The 22,496-nt window shown below is 68.1% G+C and carries 14 protein-coding genes; 11 read left to right on the forward strand and 3 right to left on the reverse strand.

Annotated elements, in window-relative coordinates:
- Positions 1-278 precede the first annotated feature (278 nt).
- The 11 genes from LAO51_06630 to LAO51_06680 all read left to right on the forward strand — a co-directional run bounded on the left by LAO51_06630 (position 279) and on the right by LAO51_06680 (position 16,977).
- A complete protein-coding gene (locus LAO51_06630; protein ID MBZ5638421.1) occupies positions 279-1,673 on the forward strand; it encodes a hypothetical protein in 1,395 nt (464 codons plus the stop codon).
- Positions 1,670-3,709, forward strand: coding sequence for an NAD-dependent DNA ligase LigA (gene ligA / locus LAO51_06635; GenBank protein MBZ5638422.1), 2,040 nt, complete (start codon positions 1,670-1,672; stop codon positions 3,707-3,709). The genes LAO51_06630 and ligA overlap by 4 nt, the downstream gene beginning before the upstream one ends.
- 40 nt (positions 3,710-3,749) lie before the next feature.
- Positions 3,750-5,183: a sigma-54 dependent transcriptional regulator gene (locus tag LAO51_06640; protein MBZ5638423.1), complete on the forward strand. Its 1,434-nt coding sequence runs from the start codon at positions 3,750-3,752 to the stop codon at positions 5,181-5,183.
- A 138-nt stretch (positions 5,184-5,321) separates the two neighbouring features.
- Complete coding sequence (locus tag LAO51_06645) at positions 5,322-5,741, forward strand: response regulator (GenBank protein MBZ5638424.1); 420 nt, start codon at positions 5,322-5,324, stop codon at positions 5,739-5,741.
- Between the two features lie 99 nt (positions 5,742-5,840).
- Positions 5,841-7,424 (forward strand): Do family serine endopeptidase, encoded by a 1,584-nt coding sequence (locus tag LAO51_06650; GenBank protein ID MBZ5638425.1) that lies wholly within the window; start codon positions 5,841-5,843, stop codon positions 7,422-7,424.
- 94 nt (positions 7,425-7,518) lie between these two features.
- A complete protein-coding gene (locus tag LAO51_06655; GenBank protein ID MBZ5638426.1) occupies positions 7,519-8,925 on the forward strand; it encodes a sigma-54 dependent transcriptional regulator in 1,407 nt (468 codons plus the stop codon).
- 13 nt (positions 8,926-8,938) lie between these two features.
- Positions 8,939-10,234, forward strand: a complete 1,296-nt coding sequence (locus LAO51_06660) for a thiolase family protein (protein ID MBZ5638427.1) — start codon at positions 8,939-8,941, stop codon at positions 10,232-10,234.
- Positions 10,234-12,381, forward strand: a complete 2,148-nt coding sequence (locus tag LAO51_06665; protein MBZ5638428.1) for an enoyl-CoA hydratase/isomerase family protein — start codon at positions 10,234-10,236, stop codon at positions 12,379-12,381. Before LAO51_06660 ends, LAO51_06665 begins: the two co-directional genes overlap by 1 nt.
- Before the next feature lie 183 nt (positions 12,382-12,564).
- Positions 12,565-15,378 (forward strand): hypothetical protein, encoded by a 2,814-nt coding sequence (locus tag LAO51_06670; protein MBZ5638429.1) that lies wholly within the window; start codon positions 12,565-12,567, stop codon positions 15,376-15,378.
- A 22-nt stretch (positions 15,379-15,400) separates the two neighbouring features.
- Complete coding sequence (gene ftsE / locus LAO51_06675) at positions 15,401-16,069, forward strand: cell division ATP-binding protein FtsE (GenBank protein MBZ5638430.1); 669 nt, start codon at positions 15,401-15,403, stop codon at positions 16,067-16,069.
- Complete coding sequence (locus LAO51_06680) at positions 16,066-16,977, forward strand: permease-like cell division protein FtsX (protein ID MBZ5638431.1); 912 nt, start codon at positions 16,066-16,068, stop codon at positions 16,975-16,977. Before ftsE ends, LAO51_06680 begins: the two co-directional genes overlap by 4 nt.
- 36 nt (positions 16,978-17,013) lie before the next feature.
- On the opposite strand, the gene LAO51_06685 is transcribed toward LAO51_06680, so the two are convergent.
- From LAO51_06685 to LAO51_06695, 3 genes are all read right to left on the reverse strand, one after another.
- A complete protein-coding gene (locus tag LAO51_06685; protein MBZ5638432.1) occupies positions 17,014-20,025 on the reverse strand; it encodes a hypothetical protein in 3,012 nt (1,003 codons plus the stop codon).
- 63 nt (positions 20,026-20,088) lie between these two features.
- Complete coding sequence (locus LAO51_06690) at positions 20,089-21,111, reverse strand: tetratricopeptide repeat protein (protein ID MBZ5638433.1); 1,023 nt, start codon at positions 21,109-21,111, stop codon at positions 20,089-20,091.
- 63 nt (positions 21,112-21,174) lie between these two features.
- Positions 21,175-22,428: a hypothetical protein gene (locus LAO51_06695; GenBank protein ID MBZ5638434.1), complete on the reverse strand. Its 1,254-nt coding sequence runs from the start codon at positions 22,426-22,428 to the stop codon at positions 21,175-21,177.
- Between the last annotated feature and the right edge of the window lie 68 nt (positions 22,429-22,496).

The raw sequence follows: 22,496 nt of genomic DNA on the forward strand, positions 1-22,496 counted from the left end.
CCAGGAGCCTACTCTTTCCAGCTTCTACAACTGCCTCTACTATAGTACTTTATGATTCCGCCACCAACGCTCAAATACGCCACTTCGAGCCCAAGTTCAAGCCCGAGGCAAGGGAGCGGCTGGCGGGCGCGGTGATCTTGCAGCACGGGAGTCCGCAAGCGGCTCGGTCAAGGGCCGGTTCCGCGGTTCCCGAAGGGACGGAATTGGGGCCGGCCGGGCGAGGGAAGCCGGTCCGCGGCCCCACGGGAGCCCCCGGGACCGGGCGGGGAAGCGACATCGTGATCACGATCAACCGGAGGCCGCGGGAAATGTTCGGGGGGTGGGAAGGAGGCGAGACCGCCCGCGCGTTCTTCCTGTTCGGTGTCTGCCTGATGGCGCTCGTGGCGATCGCCGGGCTATTGGCGTTTCGAGACCTGAGCCGGATGATGCTCGCGCGCCGAGCCGACGTCGCGCGCCAGGAGGCGGTCCGGATCGCCGAAGCGGTCGCTGCGCTGGGGCGCGACCGGAACGGCATCGATTTTCACCGGATCCGCCAGAAACAGGGGGTGCTCCTAACGATCATCCAGGAGCGGCTCGCTGGGCGTCCGTTCCTCCGGCAAGTGGAGATCCGTGACCGTTTCGGAGCGCCGCTCCTCTCCGTCCGACAGGACGACCGACCCGAGCTTCCGGGCGCACCCTCCGCGAGCGAGAGCGAAGCCGCCCCCATAGACGCGGGCGACAAGATCCTCGCGGTTCAGCTCGGCCGCGGTGCCCGTCCGGAGGGAGAAGTCCGCGTGGCGGTGTCGCAGGAGACGTCGCAGCGCGAGCTGGACGATTTGAGGAGGTCGCTTCAGATCAAGGTGGGGGTGGCCGCCGCCTTCGGGATCGGCATCCTGGTGCTCGGCTTCTTTTACGTCCTCAATCTGATCCGCAAGAACCGCCTTCTCGAGCAGTCGCGGCTGGCCGCCGAGAGGCGGTCGTACGTGGGCCTCCTCGCCTCGGGTCTCGCCCACGAGATCCGAAACCCGCTGAACGCGATGAACATGAACCTCCAGATGCTCGAGGAGGAGCTTCAGGGTGGCGCGACCACCGAATCTGCGGACTGGGCAGATCTCCTGACGTCGACCAAGAGCGAGATCAAGCGGCTCGAGCGCCTCGTGAACAACTTTCTGGCCTACGCGAGGCCCGCCGATCCCCGATTCGAGCCGCGGGACCTGAACGTGGTCCTGCAAGAGGTCGCGAAGTTCCTCCAGGCGGATTTCCGTCAGAGCGCCGTGAACCTCGCACTCGAGTTGGAGCCGCTTCTTCCCACGGTGGAGATCGACGTCACCCAGCTCAAGCAGGCTCTGATGAACCTCCTGGTCAACGCTCGTCAGGTCTTGCGATCCGGAGGAACGGTGGTCCTGAGGTCGCGCGCCGGGGCGGGGGGTGAGGCGGTGATCGAGGTCGAGGATGACGGGCCGGGGATCGCACCCGAGGACCGGGAGAAGATCTTCCAGGTCTTCTACTCGAATCGCGGAGGCGGCACCGGACTCGGCCTTCCCATCGCCCGCCAGATCGTCGAGCGCCACGGCGGGACGCTCGAGGCGGCCGCCGGCGAGGAGCGCGGGACCGTCTTCCGCATCCGTGTCCCCAGGCGACACGCCGAGGCGCCGGTCGTTCCGTCGCGGTCACCGGCAGGAGGCCCCCGGTGAGCGCCACGCGAGGAGCCGGGCACCGGAAGACGCCCGGGGCGAGGGCCGAGGAGCTGCGCGGCCTGATCGCGCATCACCGGAAGCGCTACTACGTGGACGACGCGCCGGAGATCTCCGACGCCGAGTACGATGCCCTCGAGAGGGAGCTCGGCGCCATCGAGGCGGGGCATCCGGACCTCGTGACGCCCGACTCCCCGACGCGGCGAGTGGGCGGGGAGCCGGCCGAGGCGTTCGCGACGTACCGTCATCGGACGCCGCTCCTCTCCCTCGACAACGCCTACTCCGAGGCGGACGTGCGGGCGTGGGAGGAGCGGCTCGCGCGTGCTCTCGACGGTCAGCTCCCGTCGAGCTACGCCGTCGAGCCCAAGATCGACGGGCTGTCGATCGCGGTCGCCTGGCGCGACGGCGTGCTCGAACGCGGCGTGACTCGCGGCGACGGAGTGGTGGGAGAGGACGTCACTTCGAACGTCAAGACAATCCGCTCGATCCCCCTCCGACTGACGCGAAAGCTGCCCTACCTCGAGGCGCGCGGTGAGGTGTACATGCCGCGGGCCGCGTTCGAGTCGCTCAACCGGCAGCGCACCGAGGGCGGCGAGCCGGCGTTCGCGAACCCCCGCAACGCCGCCTCCGGCTCGGTGCGCCTCCTCGACCCGCGGATCACCGCGTCGCGGCGCCTCGACTGCTGCTTCTACGTCCTGGCCGAGATCGACGGGGAAGGGCCGCCTCCTCCGTCGCACCTCGCACGGCTCGCGCTGCTCCGGGATCTCGGGCTGCGCACCAACCCGCTCAACGAGGTCTGCGGCGATCTCGACGAAGTGCTCCGGTGCATCGCGCGGCTCGAGGAGCGTCGCCACGCCCTCGACTACGAAATCGACGGCGCCGTGGTGAAGGCCGACGATCTCTCGCTCCAGGCGCGCGCCGGCTCCACGTCGAAGTTCCCGCGCTGGGCGATCGCTTACAAATACCCACCGGAGCAGGCGACGACGCGTGTTCGCGGCATCGTCGTCCAGGTCGGGCGCACCGGCGCTCTGACGCCGGTGGCGGAGCTCGAGCCCGTGCAGCTCGCGGGAACCACCGTCTCCCGCGCGACGCTTCACAACGAGGACGAGGTTGCGCGGAAGGACGTCCGCGTGGGCGACACGGTCTTCATCGAGAAGGCGGGCGAGATCATCCCGCAGGTCGTATCCGTGGTGCGGTCCAAGCGGCCGCCCTTCGCCCGGCCGTTCGTGATGCCGAAGCGCTGCCCGGTGTGCGGCTCCGCGGTGGTCCGCGAGGAGGGCGAGGTCGCGAGCCGCTGCACCGGCGCGACCTGCCCGGCGCAGCGGCGCGAGGCGATCCTCCACTTCGCCTCCCGCGCGGGGATGGACATCCAGGGCCTGGGGGACGCGCTGGTGGACCAGATCCTCGCGAGGGGCCTCGTGCGCGACGCGGCGGATCTTTACGGGCTCGAGCCAGCGACCCTCGCGGCGCTGGATCGGATGGGAGAGAAATCTGCGGCGAACGTCGTCGGGCAAATCGCGGCCTCGAAGTCGCGGCCGCTGCACCGCGTGGTGTTCGCGCTGGGGATCCGGCAGGTGGGGGAGCGGGCGGCAAAGGACCTGTCCGTCGCGTTCGGGTCGATGGAGGCGCTGGCCGCCGCGACCGAAGAGCAGCTCGAGTCGGTGGAGGAGATCGGGCCCAAGACCGCGGGATCGGTCCGCCTGTTCTTCGAGCAGCCGGCGAACCGGGAACTGGTCCACCGCCTCGCGGAAGCCGGCGTGAACATGCGGGTGACCCCCGAAGAGCGGAGGGTGCCCGAGGCCGCGTCGCCGTTCGCGGGGAAGACCGTCGTGCTCACCGGGACGCTCCCCGAGAGGACGCGCGAGGAGGCGAAGGCGATCGTCGAGCGCCTCGGCGCGAGGGTCGCGGGAAGCGTGAGCCGCAAGACCGATCTCGTCGTCGCGGGAGAGGACGCCGGCTCGAAGCTCTCCCGGGCGCGCGAGCTGGGCGTGCGGGTGGTCGGCCCCGCCGAATTCGAGCGGATGATCCGGGGTTGAGGGGGAATTCCGCCGGACCGTGCACTAGAATGGGCTCGGAATGAGCGAGCCCGCGCACATCGTGATCATCGAGGACGACGAGGGGAACCGGACGGCGTACACGCGCTACCTCTCGCGCCTGGGCCATAAGGTGGTCGGGTTCCCAGAGGCGCCGCCGGCGTTCGACTACCTCCGCGAGCATCGCGACGTGGTCCTGGTGATCACCGACCTCATGCTCCCGGGGATCGACGGGTTCGGCGTGCTGCGGACGGCGCGACAGGTCAACCCGGACGTCGCCGTGCTGATGATCACCGGCCATGCGTCGGTGGAGTCGGCCGTGGAGGCGATGAAGCTCGGCGCCGATGACTACCTGACCAAGCCGGTGGATCTCTTCGAGCTCAAGAAGCGAACGACGGCCATCGTCGAGAAACGTCTGCTCTCGAGGCGCGTCGTCGAGCTCGAGAGCAGGCTCGGTGAGAAGTTCGGCCGCCTCGTCGGCCGCTCCAAGGCGATGGAGGCCCTCTTCCGTCAAATGGACCTCGTCGCGCCTACGCGCTCCAACGTCCTGATCGTCGGCGAATCGGGGACCGGCAAGGAGCTGGTCGCGAACGCGCTTCACGAGAACTCGCCCCGCCGCGAAGCGAGATTTCTGCCGATCAACTGTGCGGCGATCCCCGCCGAGATTCTCGAGTCCGAGCTGTTCGGGCACGAGAAAGGGTCGTTCACGGGGGCCGTGGGGCGCAAGGTCGGGAAGTTCGAATTGGCGGACAGGGGGACGCTGTTCCTCGACGAGATCGGGGAACTTCCGCTCGAGATGCAGGTGAAACTGCTCCGCGTGCTGGAGGAGCGGGAGTTCATGCGGGTCGGCGGAACCGAGACGATCAAGGTCGACATAAGATTGATCGCGGCCACGAACTCCGACCTCGAGGCCGCGGTGGAGCAAGGCCGGTTCCGGAGCGACCTCTACTACCGGCTGAAGGTGGTCACCCTGAGGATCCCGCCGATCCGGGAGCGGCGAGAGGACGTTTCGCTCCTCGCGAACCACTTCCTACGGCAGTTCGCCCGTGAGAACCGCCGCGAAGGGATGCACTTCGCGCCGGAGGCGATGAAGGCTCTCTTCGCGGCCCCGTGGGAAGGGAACGTGCGCGAGTTGCGCAACCTGGTGGAGAGTCTCGTGGTGCTCGCCCCGTCGGACGAAATCGGGCTCGCCGATCTGCCCGACGAGTATCGTCGCCACGCGGACGAGCCGATCCCGACGACCGTCCTGAGCCTCCCGGCCGGCGGAGTTCCGCCGGAGCCTGAGACCGCGGCCGCGGGCGCCGAGAGACTGACCATGGAGGAGATCGAGCGCCGTGCGATCCTGAGCGCCCTCGAGCGAACCGGTGGCAATCGAACCCAGGCGGCCGAAGTGCTCGGAATCGGTCTCAGAACGCTCCAGCGGAAGCTCAAGGAGTACCGTCTGGCTGGGAAGGGCGAGGAGACTCCGCAACCCTGACGGGCTACGCCTTGCGGAGTGCGTCAGAATGGCACCGACGTTCGCCCTTACTCGGCCTGAAACAACGGCTGGGCGCTGTTTTCGCGAACGCAGGGCCGACGCCGGGACGGCACGGCGTTTGCCTCAATCTTCGCCGCGATGACTCCATTTCCCAAAGCGCGCAAGACCGTCCTGGTCGTGGACGACGACCTCTCGGTCCTGGCGTGCTACCGCCGGCTCCTGGCCCGCGCGGGCTATCGGACCCTCTCCGAGGACAATCCGTGGAACGTCCTCGAACAACGGGCGCGGCTCCCGGAGGTGGACCTGCTGCTCCTCGACTACAAGATGCCGGGGATGGATGGGCTCACGCTCTTGGCGGAGCTCCGGCGGAGAGAATGCCGGGCCCGTTGTATCCTGGTTTCCGCTTACCTCAACGACGGTGTCCGACAGCAGGCCCGTCTGCTGGGGGTGGACCGGGTGCTCGAGAAACCCGTGGACGTCGGTCTGTTGAGGGCGGCCCTCGACGACCTGCTCCCGATCTCAGGCAACCGTCCTGCCGGGGTCGGTGGCGCGGCCTGATCCCGAGGAAACGATCATCGCCCGCCGGCGGGGAGGGACTCTCCTCGCGGCGTTGGATTCGGAGGATCCGGGCGGGCTCCGCCCGGGGAGGTCAGGAACATGAACCGCAAGTGGACGTTCCCGCTCCTTCTTGCCGTCGTCGGCGTGAGCATCATTTTCGGCATGGTCCTCGGCGGCCGCCTGAATGCACCGCAGATCGCGCTCGCGGCGCGCGACGTGCCCACCGCGGGGCTCGGATCCGCGGCGGAGCCTCCGATGGGCGCCGCCGGATCGACCGACTTCGCGGACATCGTCGAGAGGTCCATCCCCGCCGTGGTGGGAATCACGAGCACGAGCGTGAAGAAGGGAGGAGGGGACACGGAGGACGACCCCCACGAGATGTTCCGCGACGATCCCTTCTTCCGGTTCTTCTTCGGGCCCGACCAGCAGCGACGGCAGCAGCAGCAGCGTCCTCGGGAGGAGCGGCGGGAGCAGTCCGGCGGGTCGGGATTCTTCGTTTCTCCGGACGGCTACATCCTGACCAACAACCACGTGGTCGCGGACGCCACCAAGGTCGAGGTCGCCCTGAACGACGGCACCCGCCTGAATGCGGAGATCGTCGGGACCGACCCGAACATCGACCTCGCGCTGCTCAAAGTGGATTCCAAGGGGCGCTCCCTGCCGACGCTTGCGCTGGGCGATTCGGACAAGCTCCGCCCCGGCCAGTGGGTGATCGCCATCGGAAACCCGTTCGAGCTCTCCGAGACGGTCACGGCGGGGGTGATCTCCGCCAAGGATCGTCAGGTTCCCATCGGGGACACCGACCGGAGCCTCGTCAGCTTCCTGCAGACCGACGCGGCGATCAACTTCGGCAATTCCGGCGGGCCGCTCCTCGATGCGTCGGGGCGGGTCGTGGGGATCAACACCGCGATCAATCGGGGCGGGATGGCCGAAGGGATCGGATTCGCGCTCCCGATCAACCAAGCTCGAAGCGCCATGGATCAGCTCCGGGCTACCGGCAAAGTTCGGCGCGGGTACATCGGGGTTTCGATGACCGACATCAACGACGCGATGCGCGAATACCTCGGCCTGCCGGACAAGGGCGGCGTCTACGTCCAGACCGTGACTTCCGACGGGCCCGCGGAGAAAGCGGGCATCCAGCCGGACGACGTGATCCGGAAGGTGGCGGGCGAGACGATCAAGAACGGGCGCGACCTCCTGGGCAGGGTCGCCTCGCGCAAGCCGGGGGACCGGATCGACCTCGAGGTGCTCCGGGGACGCAAGCCGATGCAGTTCACCCTGACGCTGGCGGAGCGTCCCGACGCTGCCGAGCTGGGGCAGGGCGACCTGCGGAGGAAGCGCGGACAGGGGGACGAGGGTGAGCCGGAAGGGAGTCGGTCGTCCGAGGCGCTCGGCATCAAGGTCGAAACGCTGAACGCGCGAGCTCGCGAGGAGCTCCAGCTCCCGGAGGCGGTGAAGGGCGTCCTCGTCACCGACGTCGAGGTCGGCTCCGAAGCCTCCGCGGCCGGACTGAGGGCAGGCATGGTCGTAACGGCGGTCAACGACGCCGCGGTCACCGGCATCTCCACGTGGAAGGAAGCGGTCGGCCGCCTGACGCCGGGAACCGTGGGCAAGCTCAAGATCACCGTCGGCAAGAACGTCTCGACCCTGTTCATGCGGGTGCCCGCGGCCGGAAAGAACTGAGCCCGCCGCGGACGGGCGTGCCGGCTGCGGACTTGCACCCGGCGCGCTGTGCTATTCTCGCCGTCCCTTGTGGTTTCCGAGGGCGGCGCGATCCATGAGTCCCGCGCACAAGCCGATCGTTCTCGTTGCGGACGACGAGGAGGACATTCGCTCGTCGCTCCGGATGATCCTCGAGTACGAGGGGATCGGAATCCTCGAGGCGGCGTCCGGACCCGAGGCGCTTCGCAAGGTGGAGGAATCCCGGCCGGACGCCGTGCTCCTCGACATCAAGATGCCGAGGATGGACGGCCTCGAGGTGCTGGGAGAGCTCAGGAAGCGCGGACTCGATCCTCCGGTCATCGTGGTGTCCGGCCACGGCACCATCGCGACGGCCGTCGAGGCGACGCGCCTCGGAGCGTTCGATTTCATGGAGAAGCCGCTGGAGCGCGAGCGCGTGCTCCTCGTGCTCCGGAACGCCCTCGAGCGCCGGCGCCTCCAGGAAGAGAACCGCGATCTCAAGCTCTCCTTTGAAGAGCGATTCCGCCTGGTCGGGGACTCCCCGCTGCTTCGCCGCGTGCAGGACGAGGTGGCCAGAGCCGCTCCGACCAAGGCGTCGGTCTTGATCACGGGCGAGTCCGGGACGGGGAAGGAGCTGGTCGCGCGGGCGATCCACCGGAACAGCACGCGCGCCGATCGGGCGTTCGTCAAGGTGAACTGCGCCGCGATTCCCGAGGAGCTGATCGAGTCGGAGCTGTTCGGGCACGAGAAGGGCGCATTCACCGGCGCCACCCGCGACCAGTCAGGCAAGTTCGTCCAGGCCGACGGCGGCACGATCTTCCTGGACGAGATCGGCGACATGAGCCTCAAGACCCAGTCCAAGGTGCTTCGCGTCCTCCAGGACGGCGAGGTCGAGCCCGTGGGGGCCGCGCGCTCGTTCACCGTGGACGTCCGGGTGATCGCCGCCACCAACAAGGACCTGCCGTCCGAGATCGGTGCCGGACAGTTCCGGGAGGATCTGTACTTCCGTCTCAACGTCGTCCCGGTCCACCTTCCGCCGCTACGGGAGAGGACGGAGGACATCGAGCCGCTCCTCGCCTGGTTCGCCGAGAGCTTCTGCCGCGACAACAACTACCGCCCCAAGCGGTTCGCGGAGGACGCGCTCGAGGTGCTGCGGGGGCTGCCGTGGCGGGGGAACGCGCGGGAGCTCAGGAACGCGGTGGAGCGGCTGATCATCATGACACCGGGCGACTCGATCCGCGCGTCCGACATCCCCGCGGGGCTCTCGATGCCGCTCGGAAGCGATGAGCCTCGCGTTGCCGGCGGCGCCCTGATCGTCCCTCGGGAGGGGGCGACGCTCCAGACGTTCAAGGACGCCGCCGAGCGAGCGTTTCTCGTGGCGAAGCTCGAGGAGAACGACTGGAACATCGCGGCGACCGCGAAGGCCATCGATACGCCGCGCTCCAACCTGTACAAGAAGCTGGAGACTTACGGGATCGCGCGGGACCGGGAGTCCCAGGGTTGAGCCGGAGGAGACGTTGGTCAGCGACCACGATGCGGTGATCGTCGCCGGGGTTCGGACCCCGTTCGTGGAGGCCGGGACCCTTTTCGGGAGCGTCGGCGCCGCGGAGCTGGCGCGGGTAGCGGTGCGCGAAGCGGTCGAGCGTGCGGAGGTCGACCCGGAGACGATCAACGAGGTCGTCGTGGGAAGCGCCGCGGGCCCCGCGGACGGGGGCGTCCTCGGCCGGACCGCGTCCCTCCTCGCGAAGCTCCCTTCCCACGTCCCGGCGTTCACCGTCGGCCGAGACGGCGCGTCGGGCCTCGAGGCGATCGTCGAGGCGGCATACAGGATCCGATCGGGCGATGCCGATCTCGTCGTGGCCGCGGCCGTCGAGTCGATGTCCACCCTGCCGTGGCAGTGGACCGACGAGGCCCGGGAAATCTGGGCCCGGGCGGCCCGCGCGCGCGGTCCGGTTTCTCGCCTCGCCGCGTTCTCCGCGCTCAGGCCGCGGCACTTCCGTCCCGTTTCTCCGCCCGTCCTCGTGCGGAGGGATCCGCTGACCGGCCTTCGCATGGGAGAGATCGCGGAGCGTCTCGCGCGCGAGTTCGACGTTCCGCGGGAGGACCAGGACGCGCTGGCTCACAGGAGCCATCGTCTCGCGGCCGCGGCCTGGTCGGAGGGAAGGATGGCCGGTGAGGTGGCGAGCGTCCCGATCCCGCCCGACTACGAGGACGCGGCCACGAGGGACGACGGCATCCGAGAGGACACGTCGACGGAGGCGCTCTCCGCGCTCCGGCCGGCGCTGGACGGCCGGTTCGGCACGGTGACGTCCGGGAACGCCGCGCGGGTCGCGGACGGGGCCGTGGCGCTGGTGCTGGCGTCCGCGGGGCGGGCGAGGGCGCTCGGTCTTCGATCCCTCGCGAGGGTGCGGTCGTGGGGGTTCGCCGGCTGCGGCCGGTCGAGGATCGGGCTCGGCCCGGTGTTCGCCGTGCCCGAGGCGCTCCGGCGCGCCGGGGGGCTGGCCCTGGAGCGGATGGATCTCGTGGAGTTCGACGAGGAGTTCGCGGCCCAGGTGCTCGCCTGCTATCGGGCGCTCGAATCGAGGCTGTTCTGCGAGCGCTACCTCGGAACCGGCCGGGTGGGCGCGCCGGACCCAGGACGGGTCAACGTCAACGGCGGAGCGATCGCGATCGGGCATCCCCTCGGGGCGAGCGGCGCCCGGCTGGTCCTGACCCTCGTCAGGGAAATGGTGCGCCGGAACGCGTCCCTCGGCCTCGCCACGCAGAGCGTGGGGGGAGGGCAGGGGGGGGCGATGGTGCTGGAGCGGGCGTAATGCAGGAAGGAAGCGTCCCGGGCATCGCTCAAGAAGCCGGTCCCGACGGCATCGTTCGGGTGACGTTCGACCGCCCGTCGTCCGACGTGAACCTGCTGACGCCCGAGGTCCTGAACGAGCTGGACCGCCTTCTCGAGGAGCTCGCGCGGCGCGAGGAGGTCCGGGGCCTGCTGTTCGAAAGCGCCAAGCCGGGGATGTTCATGGCGGGGACGGACATCGAGGCGATCGCCGCGATCAAGGATGCGTACGAGGCCGGCGAGGGCTCCCGTCGCGGCCAGGCGGTGTTGCAGCGGCTCGCGGACGCTCCGTGGCCGACCGCGTGCGCCATCGGCGGGACGTGCCTCGGAGGCGGGACCGAGCTGGCTCTGGCCTGCTCCATCCGCGTGGCGACCGACGACCCCGAGGTCCGCATCGGCCTCCCCGAGGTGCGGCTCGGGATCGTGCCGGGGTTCGGAGGTACCCAGCGTCTCCCGCGCATCGTCGGTTTCGTGCACGCGTTGGACCTGATCCTGACCGGCCGTCAAATCGACGCGAGGTACGCCGAGAGGATCGGGCTCGTGGACCGCGTCGTGCCGCGACCTCGGCTCCGTCGCGAGGCGCTCGCCATGCTCCACGAAGCGGCCGAGGCGGGGCGGCGTGGGGCGCAACGTCACCGGCGCCCCCTCGCGGCGCGGCTCGTGGAGAGCGTCGGGCCGCTCAGGAGGAAGCTCCTCTCCCAGGCGCGCCGGAGGACCGCGCGTCGGGTCGCCCCTGCCGACTATCCCGCCCCCTTCCGCGCCCTCGAGGCGATCGAGGCGGCGTTCGCCCTGCCGATCTCGCAAGGCCTCGACCTCGAGGCGCGCATCGTCGGCGAGCTGGTTCCGACGCGGACCTCGAAGAACCTGATCTGGCTGTTCACGAACCGCAACGCCCTCAAGAAAGACGTGGGGGGGTACCAGGCGACCCCGCGGCGGATCCGCAAGGTCGCGGTGCTGGGCGCAGGGGTCATGGGCGCGGGGATCGCCGAACAGGTGGCCGAGCGGGAGATCCCGGTCCGGCTTCGCGACGTGAGTGAGGAGGCGCTCCTCGGCGGGCTCAGGAGCGCCCTCCGCGTCGCGCGAGAGATGGCCGAGCGCGAGAGGCCGGGTAGCCGCGTCGCGGAGCGGACCGTGGAGTTCATCTCGCCGACCCTGGGGCTCGAAGGGCTGGCGCGCGCCGACCTCGTGATCGAGGCGGTGGTCGAAGACCTGTCGGTCAAGCAGGCGGTCCTCGCCGAGGTGGAGGAGCGGATCGGGGAGCGGGCGGTGTTCGCATCCAACACGTCGACCCTCCCGATCTCCGAGGTCGCATCCCGGGCCGTTCACCCCGAGCGCGTGGTGGGGTTGCACTTCTTCAATCCGGTCCACCGGATGCCGCTCGTGGAGGTGATCGCCGGGAGCCGGACGTCCCCGGAAGCTGTGGCTACGGTCCACGCCTTCGCGCTCGAGCTGGGAAAGACGCCGGTGGTCGTCCGGGATTCGCCCGGGTTTCTCGTGAACAGGATCCTGATGGCCTACCTGAGCGAGGCATCGCGCCTTCTCGCCGAGGGGCTCGGGATCGGTGCCGTGGACGGGGCGATGAACGAGTTCGGCCTGCCCGCGGGCCCCTTCGAACTGCTGGACCAGATCGGGCTCGATACGGCGAAGCATGCCGCGTCGGTTCTTGAGGGGGCCTACGGGAAGCGGATCGGCGGTGCGGTCGGGCTCCTCGACGCGATGGTCGCCGAGGGGCGGCTCGGCGCGAAGAACGGCAAGGGCTTCCACCGCTACCGCGGAGGGGTCCCCGCCGGCGCGGACCCCGCGGTCGCGAGGCTCGCGGGGTCCCCGGCCCCGAAGGAGCTTCCCCGCGAGACCCTCCAGGAGCGGATGGTGCTCTCCATGGTCAGCGAGGCGGTGCTCTGCCTCGAGGACGGTGTCGCCCGGGAGCCGCGCGACGTGGATGTCGCGATGGTGCTGGGGACCGGCTTCCCGGCCTTCCGAGGCGGCCCCCTCCGGTACGCCGACGCGGTGGGCATCCCCGTTCTCGTCGACCGCCTCTCGCGCCTGGCCGACGGCCAGGGAGAGCGGTTCCGTCCCTCCGGCCTCCTCCGCGAGATGGTCCGGGAGGACAGGGCTTTCTACGTCGCCTGACGCGCGACGTCTCCCTGCAACCCTCAGAGGCCGGCTTCGTAACGAACAGGGGCGGGACGGTCCAGGAGCGGGGCACGGGCCGCCCGGGCGGCCCGTGCGATAGAATATCCCCCACCTCTCGCCGAGCCGGGTCGTGGTTTAGCGGACGCGCCGCGGGGCGGGTCTCGTTCGAGGAGGATTGAGATGTCCCACAGTGCCACGAGAAAGACCCTGACGTGGGCGGCGTGCTTCACCCTGGCGCTCGCCGCCGGGCTGTTCACTTCTCTGGCCCACGCCGCGGACGAGAGCATCTCGTACGATACGAGGGGCGAGATCACCGACCTCCTCCAGAAGAAGATCGGCTCCCTGCTGGATCAGAAGAACGCGGACGGTGTCGGCGTCGCGCGCGGCTCCTTCTCGCCCAACCTCAAGAAGGTGGACGACACGACGATCACCGCGAGTTTCCTGAAGAACACCGCGGACAAGGACACCGAGAAGGTCGAGCGGCTCCTCCTGACCTTCAAGAAGGGTGCGAACGGCAAGTGGGCGATCGCCAAGGAGGACGTCCAGGACACTTACGACGGGTTGCACCGGAGCCTCAGGGAGAACGACGAGTTCTACCGGTTCGAAAAATTCTCGTTCGACCGGTACGGGATGAAGGTCAGTGCGACCAACGGCAGCCTGTTCAAGACATCCTACATGGGCAAGCCGTCGACCTTCACGCTGGTCGCGGACGACCTGGCGTACGATTACTCGCCGCCGAAGAACCTGAACTACTACCAGACCTACAACGTCGTCATGTTGAAGGAGCACAAGGAGAACTACGTCTTCAAGCCGGAGAAGGCGGAGGTCCGCGGCGACGGGGCATCCTGCGAGCAGATCCTCGCGTCCGCTTTCACCGGGCTCAAGAAGGTCGCGAAAGGGGAGACGAGCAGCGCCCTGCAGAAGGACTACGACGATCTTCGGAACGAATGGGACAAGAGCCTCAAGGACAACGGCTTCTTCGGATTTCGCAGGCCGTACGAGGCGGACCGCCAGACGTTGGATCTGGCGATCAAGCGCGCGTCCGGAGAGGAACGCTGGATCTGGATCGATTACGACAACTACGAGCCTTGGGACGTTCAGTACGGCGCCTCCGCGCCGGGGTTCGGCGGCCAGGTCTTCCCCTATGCGATCTTCGGGTACTACTCCGACTCGGTGCTGAAGAGCACGCCTGCGGCCGCGGATCTCGAGCGGCGCGAGGACGCGGACGCGCGCGACTTCGACCTGGACAGCCTGGAGGGGACCGTCGAGATCGGACTCGAGGACAGCCAGGCCTTGAGCGGAGACCTGACCTACGGCATGACGATCAAGGAGACCCTGCGGGAGCTGCCGTTCAACATCTCGCGGCTGCGCCGTCCCGGCGACGAGCAGAAGGAGACCCGGAACCCGAAGATGATCATCAAGTCCATCACCGACGGCGATGGGGACGAGCTGAGCTGGGTCAAGACCGGAGCGTACTCGGCGCTGGTCATCTTCCCGAAGCCGGTAGCGGCGGGCACGAAGGCGGTGCTGAAGATGCAGTTCACGAACTTGGACAGCATCTACCAGGTGAACCCGTCCTACTCCGCCATGGACCGCGGGGGTTGGCTGCCCTTCGTGCGCTTCACGGACCCCATCGAGAAGTTCGACCTGACCGTGAAGGTCAGGGACAAGTACAGGGTGCTGGGCGTCGGCAAGAAGGTGTCGGAGAAGACCGAAAACGGCGTCAACGTCACGAGGTGGTCCTCCGACCGGCCCGTTTCGTTCCCCACGGTGATCTTCGGCGAGTACATCACCGACGGGCCCAAGATCAAGGCGACGAAGAAGGACGGCACGGAGATCCCGGTTCACGTTTACGTGGACAAGGTCAGCACGCACACTCTCGACGAGACCTCCCTCAAGAGCGAGGACGACGCCGAGGACCGGGTCGCGAAATTCGAGGGCGGGGCGCGCGGCATCCGCGGAAAGCAGTTGTCCGCCATCGCCGACCAGGCCGTCAACGCGCTGAACCTCTACCGCGAGGTCTGGGGGCAGGACTACAAGTTCGCGAAGCTGGATCTCGTCGCGGACCCCTTGGGCGAGTTCTACGGCCAGTCGCCGGCCTCGATGATCTATCTGGGCTTCGGCGTGTTCCGGGGCGAGGGGGAGGTGGCGGCCAACATGGGCGGCGGCTCCAGCCTTTCGAAGTTCAACAAGGACGTGGTCGCGCACGAGACCGGCCACCAGTGGTGGGGCTCGTTGATCGGGAACGCGAACAACCGCAACTACTGGTTCATCGAGAGCCTCGCCGAGTACTCGGCGGCGCTCTACGTCGAGAACGTGTATAGCCGGAAGGCGTATGACGAGAAGGTCGCGGAATGGCGGCGGGGGGTGTTAAGGTACGAGATGCTCTCCAGCGTGCAGGACGCATCGGCGCTCTGGGGGGGAGAGAATCCTGGGGCGGCCTACCAGTTCAACGTCTACTTCAAAGGGCCCTACGCGTTTCACGTGCTGCGCGAGACGTTCGGTGACGAGAAGTTCTTCAAGTACCTCAAGGACCTGGGAGCGGAGCTCGCGGAGAAGCAGATCGTCACCATGGACCTCCAGCGAGTGGCCGAGAAGGACTTCGGCGGCACCATGGCCTGGTTCTTCGACGAGTGGTTCCGTTCTGCGGGCTTGCCGCAGTACGCGCTCTTCTACGACGTGAGGCAGACCGAAGACGGGAAGTGGCTCATCGAAGGGAAGATCAAGCAGCGCGTGGTCGAAGGCAAGGAAAAAACGGAGCTGCCGGGCGTCTACTACAAGTCCCGCGGCTGGCTCACGTTCGAGTTCGACGGCGGCAAGGCGATCAAGTACCCCGCGAAGGCCAAGAGCGCCGGCGAGCCGGAGCGCATGTTCATCGTGGACGGTGCCGAAACGCCGTTCAAGGTCAAGCTGCCCGAGAAGCCGATTGCGGTTTACTTCAACAAGGACGGCGAGATCCTCGCCCACGACACGCTCGTGAACCAGAGCTGGTGAGCTTCCTCGCTGCCGGGTCGAGATGATCCGCGCTTACCACCTGGTCAAGCGCTACCCGCACCGGGTGACCGCCCTCCAGGACGTCACGTTCGAGGTGGGGCGGGGTGAGTTCGTGTTCGTCACCGGCCCCTCCGGGGCGGGGAAGACGACGCTTCTCAGGATGCTGCTGAGGCAGGAGCTGCCCGACGAAGGGCAGATCCTCGTGGCCGGGAGGAACGTCGGCGCGCTCCCGGCGTCGAAGGTCCCCGAGCTGCGGCGCTTCATCGGCGTCGTATTCCAGGACTTCAAGCTGATCCGCCGGAAGACCGCGCTCGAGAACGTGGCGTACGTGCTCAACGTCGCGGGCCTCCCGGCCGCCGAGCAGCGCCGGCGCGCCTATCTCGCGCTCAAGGGGGTCGGTCTCCAGCATCGAATCGGCGTGCATCCCGAGGCGCTGTCCGGCGGCGAGCAGCAGCGGGTCGCCATCGCGCGGGCGGTGGTCAACGAGCCGGAACTGCTCCTCGCGGACGAGCCCACGGGGAACCTCGACCCGGACCTGTCGGTCGAGATCATGAGGCTCTTCCGCGAGATCAACGCCCGGGGGACCACCGTGGTCGTCGCCACTCACGATCGCGACATGGTCCGGAGGATGCAGCGGCGCACGATCGTCCTCGACCACGGGCGCGTCGCGGGTACGGGAGCCTCCGCGTGAGCCGCGCCTTCGCCCGGCTCCGCTACTACGTCTCCGACGCGGCGGACGAATGGCGCCACAGCCCGGGGGTCAACCTGCTCGCCATCGTGACCCTCGCGGCCGTCCTGTCCCTCGCGGGCGCCGCACTGCTCGTGGTCCACAACGTCGGCGCGCGGCTCGACGGGTGGCGGACCGACGTAAAGGTCCGGGTCTACCTCCGCGACGACGCCGGCGACGAGGCGCGCAAGGCGATCGCGAGCCGACTCTCCGCCACGCCGGGCGTCTCGGCGGTGCGCCTCGTCACCAAGGACGAGGCGCTCGTCAGGTTTCGTGAGTCGTTCGGAGAGCTGTCCGACGTGCCCTCGGCCCTCGGGACGAACCCTCTGCCCGCCTCGATCGAGGCGTTCGTCGCCCCCGGGCCGGGCGCGGCCGCCGCGGCGCGCCGGGCGGTCGCAGCGACATCGGGCCTCGCGGGAGTCGAGGAGGTTCGGTTCGACCTGGATTGGCTCGACCGGCTCGATGGCATCCTCAGGATGGCGCGCTTCACCGGAGCGTGCGCGGCGGTGGCGGTTCTCGCCGCGGTGATTCTCGTGATCGCCAGCGTGATGCGGCTCGCGGTCTACGCCCGCCGCGAAGAGATCGAGATCATGCTCCTGGTCGGCGCGCCGCCGAGCCTGGTGCGCGGGCCGTTCCTCGTGTCCGGCTTCGTCCAGGGGCTCGCCGCGTCCTCCATGGCACTCTTCCTCGTCGAGAGCGCTCGGCGCGCCGCCGTCGCGTCGGCGGGACCGCGGCCCGGAGTCGTCCTGGACATTCTCGCGGGCCGCCCCCTGCCCGCAGGGGCCGTCGCGCTGGTCGCCGGCGTGGGCGTGCTGGTCGGTCTGCTCAGCGCTGGGTTTGCCGTTCGCGGCCGCTCCCGATTCGAGGCGTGAGCGGCGCGAGGCCGGGCCGGCCGCGACCCGCGGCGACTAGAAATCGAACACGATGTAGAACTCCGTCCTCACCCCGCCGGTGTCGGCCTTGCGAGGGACGAGGACCAGGTTGTTATTCGCGTCGAACTGGCAGTTGTTGTTAGGGTCGAGTTGGCAATCGTAGCGCGTGTACGCCATCCTCTGGGACCAGGCCCAGTTGAACTGGAGCCCGCCGATGAACAGGAATTGGATCCCCCAGCCGTACGAGCCACGCCCGTCCTGGAAGCGGCCGTTGGCGGAGTCCCACAACTTGAACTGGACCGGCTTACCGTTGATGTCCACCCCGCTCCGGACTCCGCCGACCCCCGCCAACTCGGGGTCGTAGAACGAACCGTCGTTGAACCAGGCCGCCCCGACGTCCATGAACAGGAATCCGCGGATCGAGCGAATCGCGCCGAACGGGAACCGGAGCTGGTCCACGAGTGGGAAGCGCAGCTCGAGATTGCTCCACGCGACCCGGGTCCCGAAGAAGTCCCGGAAGTTGTACCCGCGGAGCTGGTTGATCCCGCCGAGGGCATAGTAGGTGGGGCGGCCCCCCGCGCTGTCGACCCCCGCGATCCTCAACGCCAGGAGCGACCGGCGTGTCAGCTGCTTGTACGCGCGAAAATCCAGCGAGTACTCGACGAGGTTCCCGGGGATCGTGCCACCCGCGTCGGCGCCGTACGTGACGCCGACGTCGAACCGCTTCCCCTGGAACGGCCCCCACTCCTGGTATCGCGTGGTGTCGCCGGTCAGCGACGTGGAGAAGAGTGCGAACCGGTCCTTGATGTTGACGGTATCCAGGACCGCGAGCCCGGTGTTGGGGTCGACACCGCTGATGCCGAGGATGTAGTCCTGTGAGCGGTCGAGGTACCCGACGGAGCCCTCCACCCGGTAGTGCCGGCTCATCGGATACTGCACGAAGAACGTCGCGCCCGTCGTCCTCTGGACCTGATCCTGGCGGGAGGTGAAACCGCTCGAGGACACCTGCGCGTAATAATCCCGGAAGTCGTAGATCGCAGCGCCCCAGCGCAGGCGGTGCCGGAGGTTCATGTACATCACCTCGGTGTTCGAGTAGCTGGAGACGCTGGACGCCTGGATGCTGAACCGTTGGTCCCCGAGGAGGTCGGAGAACTGGACCGCGGCGTTCGAGAGGATCGTCCCGTTGTCGGCGACGCCGACGCTGATGTAGGGGGCCTCCACCTCCCAGTGGTGCCGGTAGGGGCCGATCTTTCCCGCGTCGAGCGTTAGGGCCAGCGGAGGCTCGAAGGGGTGGATCTCCGGCGCGGCCTCTCCCGCGGCCGCGGGGGCCAAACGGGCCTCGGGCTGTTTGAGAGGCATCCGGAACAGGCGGAACGTGCCCTCGAAGAACGCGGTGAACACGAGGTACGGCTCGCCGTTCCTCTCCGCCATCTCCACCGGCGAGAAGCAGCCGCCCACCACATCGGTGTACTGGCGGATCTCACCCGACGAGAGGTCGAGAGCGTAGATATTGAAGATCCCGCCGGGACCGCGGTCCGAAGAATAGAACAGGGTCTTGCCGTCCCGCGAGTAGGCAGGCTGGAGGTCGCTGGACGGACCGAAGGTGAGTTGGGTCTTCCTCGACGGGTCCTCGAGGTCGACGGAGAACACCTTCCAGTAGCTCCCGATCCGTCGGTTGTAAACGAGCGTCTTTCCGTCGGCGGCGTACCAGGGATTCGCGTCGAAGAACTCGTCCTGCGTGAGGTTCCGGATCGACCCGGTGGCGATGTCCATCTCGAACAGGTCCACGACCCCGTCCTTGTTCCCCTCGAAGGCGACCCGCTTGCCGTCCGGGGAAAACACGGGGCTCTTGCACTGCGCGATCCCCGGGAGACGGATCATCCGGGTCAGCCTGCCGGTGAGCCCGTCGAACAGGAGGAGCGGGCGGGCGTTCTCCTTCCGCGCGAACACGGCGATCTGGTCGCTCGCGGGCGACCAGGAGAGGTCGCGCCGGCCGCTGAACGCCTCCGCGACCAGGTACTGGTAGCGATTGGTCCACCCCTTCGTCAGGTTCCTGATGAGGGATCCGTCCTCCGCGGAGAGGACGATGAGGTCCAGGTCCATCTTCGGCGTCGCGAGCGCCGAGACCAGCTCGCCGGATGGCGAGAGCGTGGGTGAGAAGGTGAACACCCCTTCCTTCTTGAGGCCGATCTCCTTGCCGTAATCCTCCGGCGCCTTCTTGTCCAGGAGGACCGGGAAGTACTTCTTGCGAAGGTACCGGTTGAACCTGCGATTGAACTCGGGCATGTCGCAGCCGAACGCTTCCTTGACCGCCTTCTCCAGGTTGTTGGTGAGAAGAACCTTGCGGTACTCGTAGATGAAGCTCCGGAGCCCCTCCTTCCCGAATTCCTTCTCGATGAAGTCGAACACGGCGTGCCCGTACCGGTAGGCCAGGAACGAGGGGTAGACGAGGTCCTGCACCGGGGGAAGGATGTTGTTCACCACCGCGTCGCGGATGACCATCCGGTCGAAGTTGTCCTCGTCCTGTCCCAGGTACGAGGCCATTCCTTCCATGATCCAGGCCGGCGGATTGGAGCGGAGGGCGCGCCCGAGGTATCCCTCGAAGAAGATCGAGTATTGGAAGATGTGGGTCAGCTCGTGGGCAATGACGGCGTAGAGACGGTCGGGCGGCTCGTCGATCGGAACGACCATCCGGTTCTGCATCGGCTCGGCGAACGCTCCCACCGCCTCCGGCAGATCCTCCATGGTGATGTTGGTCTGCTCGAACTCGGCGTGGGTCTTGTAGATCACCAGGGGAATCCGCACCTTCAGCTCATGGTCCAAGTCCTTGCTGATCTTGAGGTAGGCGCTCTCGGCGTACGAGACGACGTCCTGAAGGAGCTCCGCCTCGGTCCCGTAGTAGTAAACGTCGAAGTGGGGCGACGAATAGGTCTTCCAGTCGAACCGGTCGTAGGCGATCTTGTTCTGTCCGAACTGCGCCTCGGCGGGGACGAGCGCCAGGCCGGAAGCGACGAGGAGGACGACGGCGCAGCGGAGCGAGGTGTTCATGGACATCTCCCGCGAGCGGCCATTATCCTGCCGCCGTGCCCCCGTGACAAACGGGTTCGGCCCCTAGCTCTTGAAGATCACCCGGACGTCTTCCCGCGTCCTGGCCGAGACCACGGCGAGCACATCGCCGGCGATCGTCTCGCTGAGCTCGTAGAAAGCCGTGATCGGGTCGTTCGCCAGCCCCTTGTAGATGGCGCTCCTCTGGAAACGGTCGCGGAACAGGAGGCTGCCCGTCGCGCCGTCGAAGAAGAAGACCTCGATCTCGAAGGTGAACTGCTCCTGCTCGATGAACTGGGTCTGGCGCACCTTCTGGCCGGTCACCGGGCTGACCGAGTCGACGTCGCCGAACCCCGAGGCGTCGCGCCGCCCGTACCGCACCACGCCCGAGAGCACCAGGTCGGCCTCGTATTCCCGTCCGAGGTGCTTCCAGAACTCGGAGTTCGCCACCAGGTCCTCGACCGTCTGCTCCGGCACCGCCGGAGGCGGCGTGACGTCGCGGACCTTGAGCGCGGTATGCTTGTGGAACTCGGCGCGCAGGAAACGAACGATCTCCCGTCCCGTGTCCAGGAGGTCCGTTTCATTGCTGAGGAATCCCGCCACCAAGAGGCTCTTCTCCCCGGAAAGATCGAGCCGGGCGGGGAGCGGCAGCTTCACCGGCACGCGAATCCCCCCGCGGCGGCTGCGACGGGGCTGGGCGTCCTGGACGGGCGACTGGGCCCCGCCATCTTTGCCGGCGTCCGGGCCCTTGGCGGTGCGTCGGAACAACGCGGCGCGCGTGGCGTTGTCTTCGATCCGCGAGTCGCCGCCGCCGAGCGTGATCGCCCGTTCGTAGAGCCGCTTCGCCTCGTCCCCGTCGCCGAGGACCTCGTGCGCGACCGCGAGGTTGTTCAGGACGTGGGGGTTGTCGGGCTCGATCTTGGCCGCCTGTTCCCACCGGTAGCGGGCCTCGCGCCAGTCGCCCTTCTGCGCGACCTCGGCTGCGAACCGGAGGATCTCGCCGATGTCCGCTTCGGTCGCGAACGCGCGAGCCGGTACGCACGCCGCGAGGAGCAGGAGGAGGAGCGTCGGACGAAACCGGCGGCGCACGGCACATCCCTCGTCGAAACCCGCCGGACGGCGGGACGGCCATGATACACCGCTCCCGGGCCGCTAGAACTGGAAGCTGAAGCCGGCGCGCCAGACGCTGACGAGGAAATCCCGGGTGTTGTACAGCGCGGACGTCCCGAAGGGGGCCGCAGTGTACGTGGTCGGGATCAGAAGCTGGGTCGGCAGCAGGATGCAATCCTGGAACGAGTTCTGCCCGGCCGCGGCTTCGAACTGCACGCCTTCGAGGATCCGCACCCGGACGCCTGCCTCACCCGCGACCTGCCACGAGGTCTTGGTGCGGCTCTGCTTGAGCCTGGAGGGGACGGGATACATCCTCCCGGCGGTGGGGTCCTGCGCGAGGGTGAAGAAGTCTCCGGTGTCCGCGTCGAGACTCTGGTAGACGAACGCCAGGCGGGCCTGCGCGAAGAACACGACGCGCGCGCGGAAGAGGCGGTACTGGGCCTCCAGCGATCCCGTCGGGCCCACGCCCGACGCGCTCTCGGCGATCGGAAGGAGGCGGATGAACGTGCCGTCGGTGTACCCGACCCCGCCGAAATCCGCGTTGTTGAGCCAGGCCGTGGCCGGGACCGTACCCTTGTACGTGAAATACCGCAAGCCGGATGACCAGCGGCCCCGGAACACGCGTCCGCCGAATTCCCGCTGGAAGAGAAAGTCCAGGGTCTGCACTCGATTCTGCAGGTCGTCGGCGACCTCCGTCGACAGGGACGTGTTGAGGTCGGGGTTGTCGTTCTCGTAGGAGATCGTCCCGTCCGCTTCCAGGATCGGGATGCCCTGGTGCGCCAGGAGATGGCCGTTCTTCACCTGCACCTGCCACCAGGCCACCGGCGAGCCGATGGGGACACTGCTCGGATTGATTTGCCCTCCGATCCGAGCCAGTGCATCCGCCTCGTATCCCACGGCGTTGAACGTGTAGCGGGTCTCGCGGTAGCCGCTCCAGACCAGCTGGAACATCCCCTTCTCCGCGGGGAGCTTCCATCCGATGGCGAGGCGGCCGTAATCCAGACTCCCCAGATCCAGATTGTTCGTCGCGAGGATGGCCGCGGACGTCGTGATCGACGAATCGATCTTGCGCGAACTCGAGGCCCCGCCGGTGTTCGCCTCGATGTAGAGGGAGAAGCGGTCGCCCCACCAGTGGGCCGCCGGGGCCGGCGCCGCCGGAGGAGTTGCCTGGGCAGGCTTCTCGCCTCCCTCGGGCTTCGGCTCGGTTCCCGGGGTTTCGTCCGCCAACGCCACGGATCCGAGCACGGCGAGGGCCACGAGCAGGCCCGACATCGCAATCGACCGCTTCCACGACATGAGTGATCGCCTCCGTTCGGCCCCGACGGTCGCACAAGCCTCGCGGCGGGACCTCCTCGACGGCCCGG

The organism is Terriglobia bacterium (genome assembly GCA_020073205.1).
GTDB lineage: Bacteria > Acidobacteriota > Polarisedimenticolia > Polarisedimenticolales > JAIQFR01 > JAIQFR01.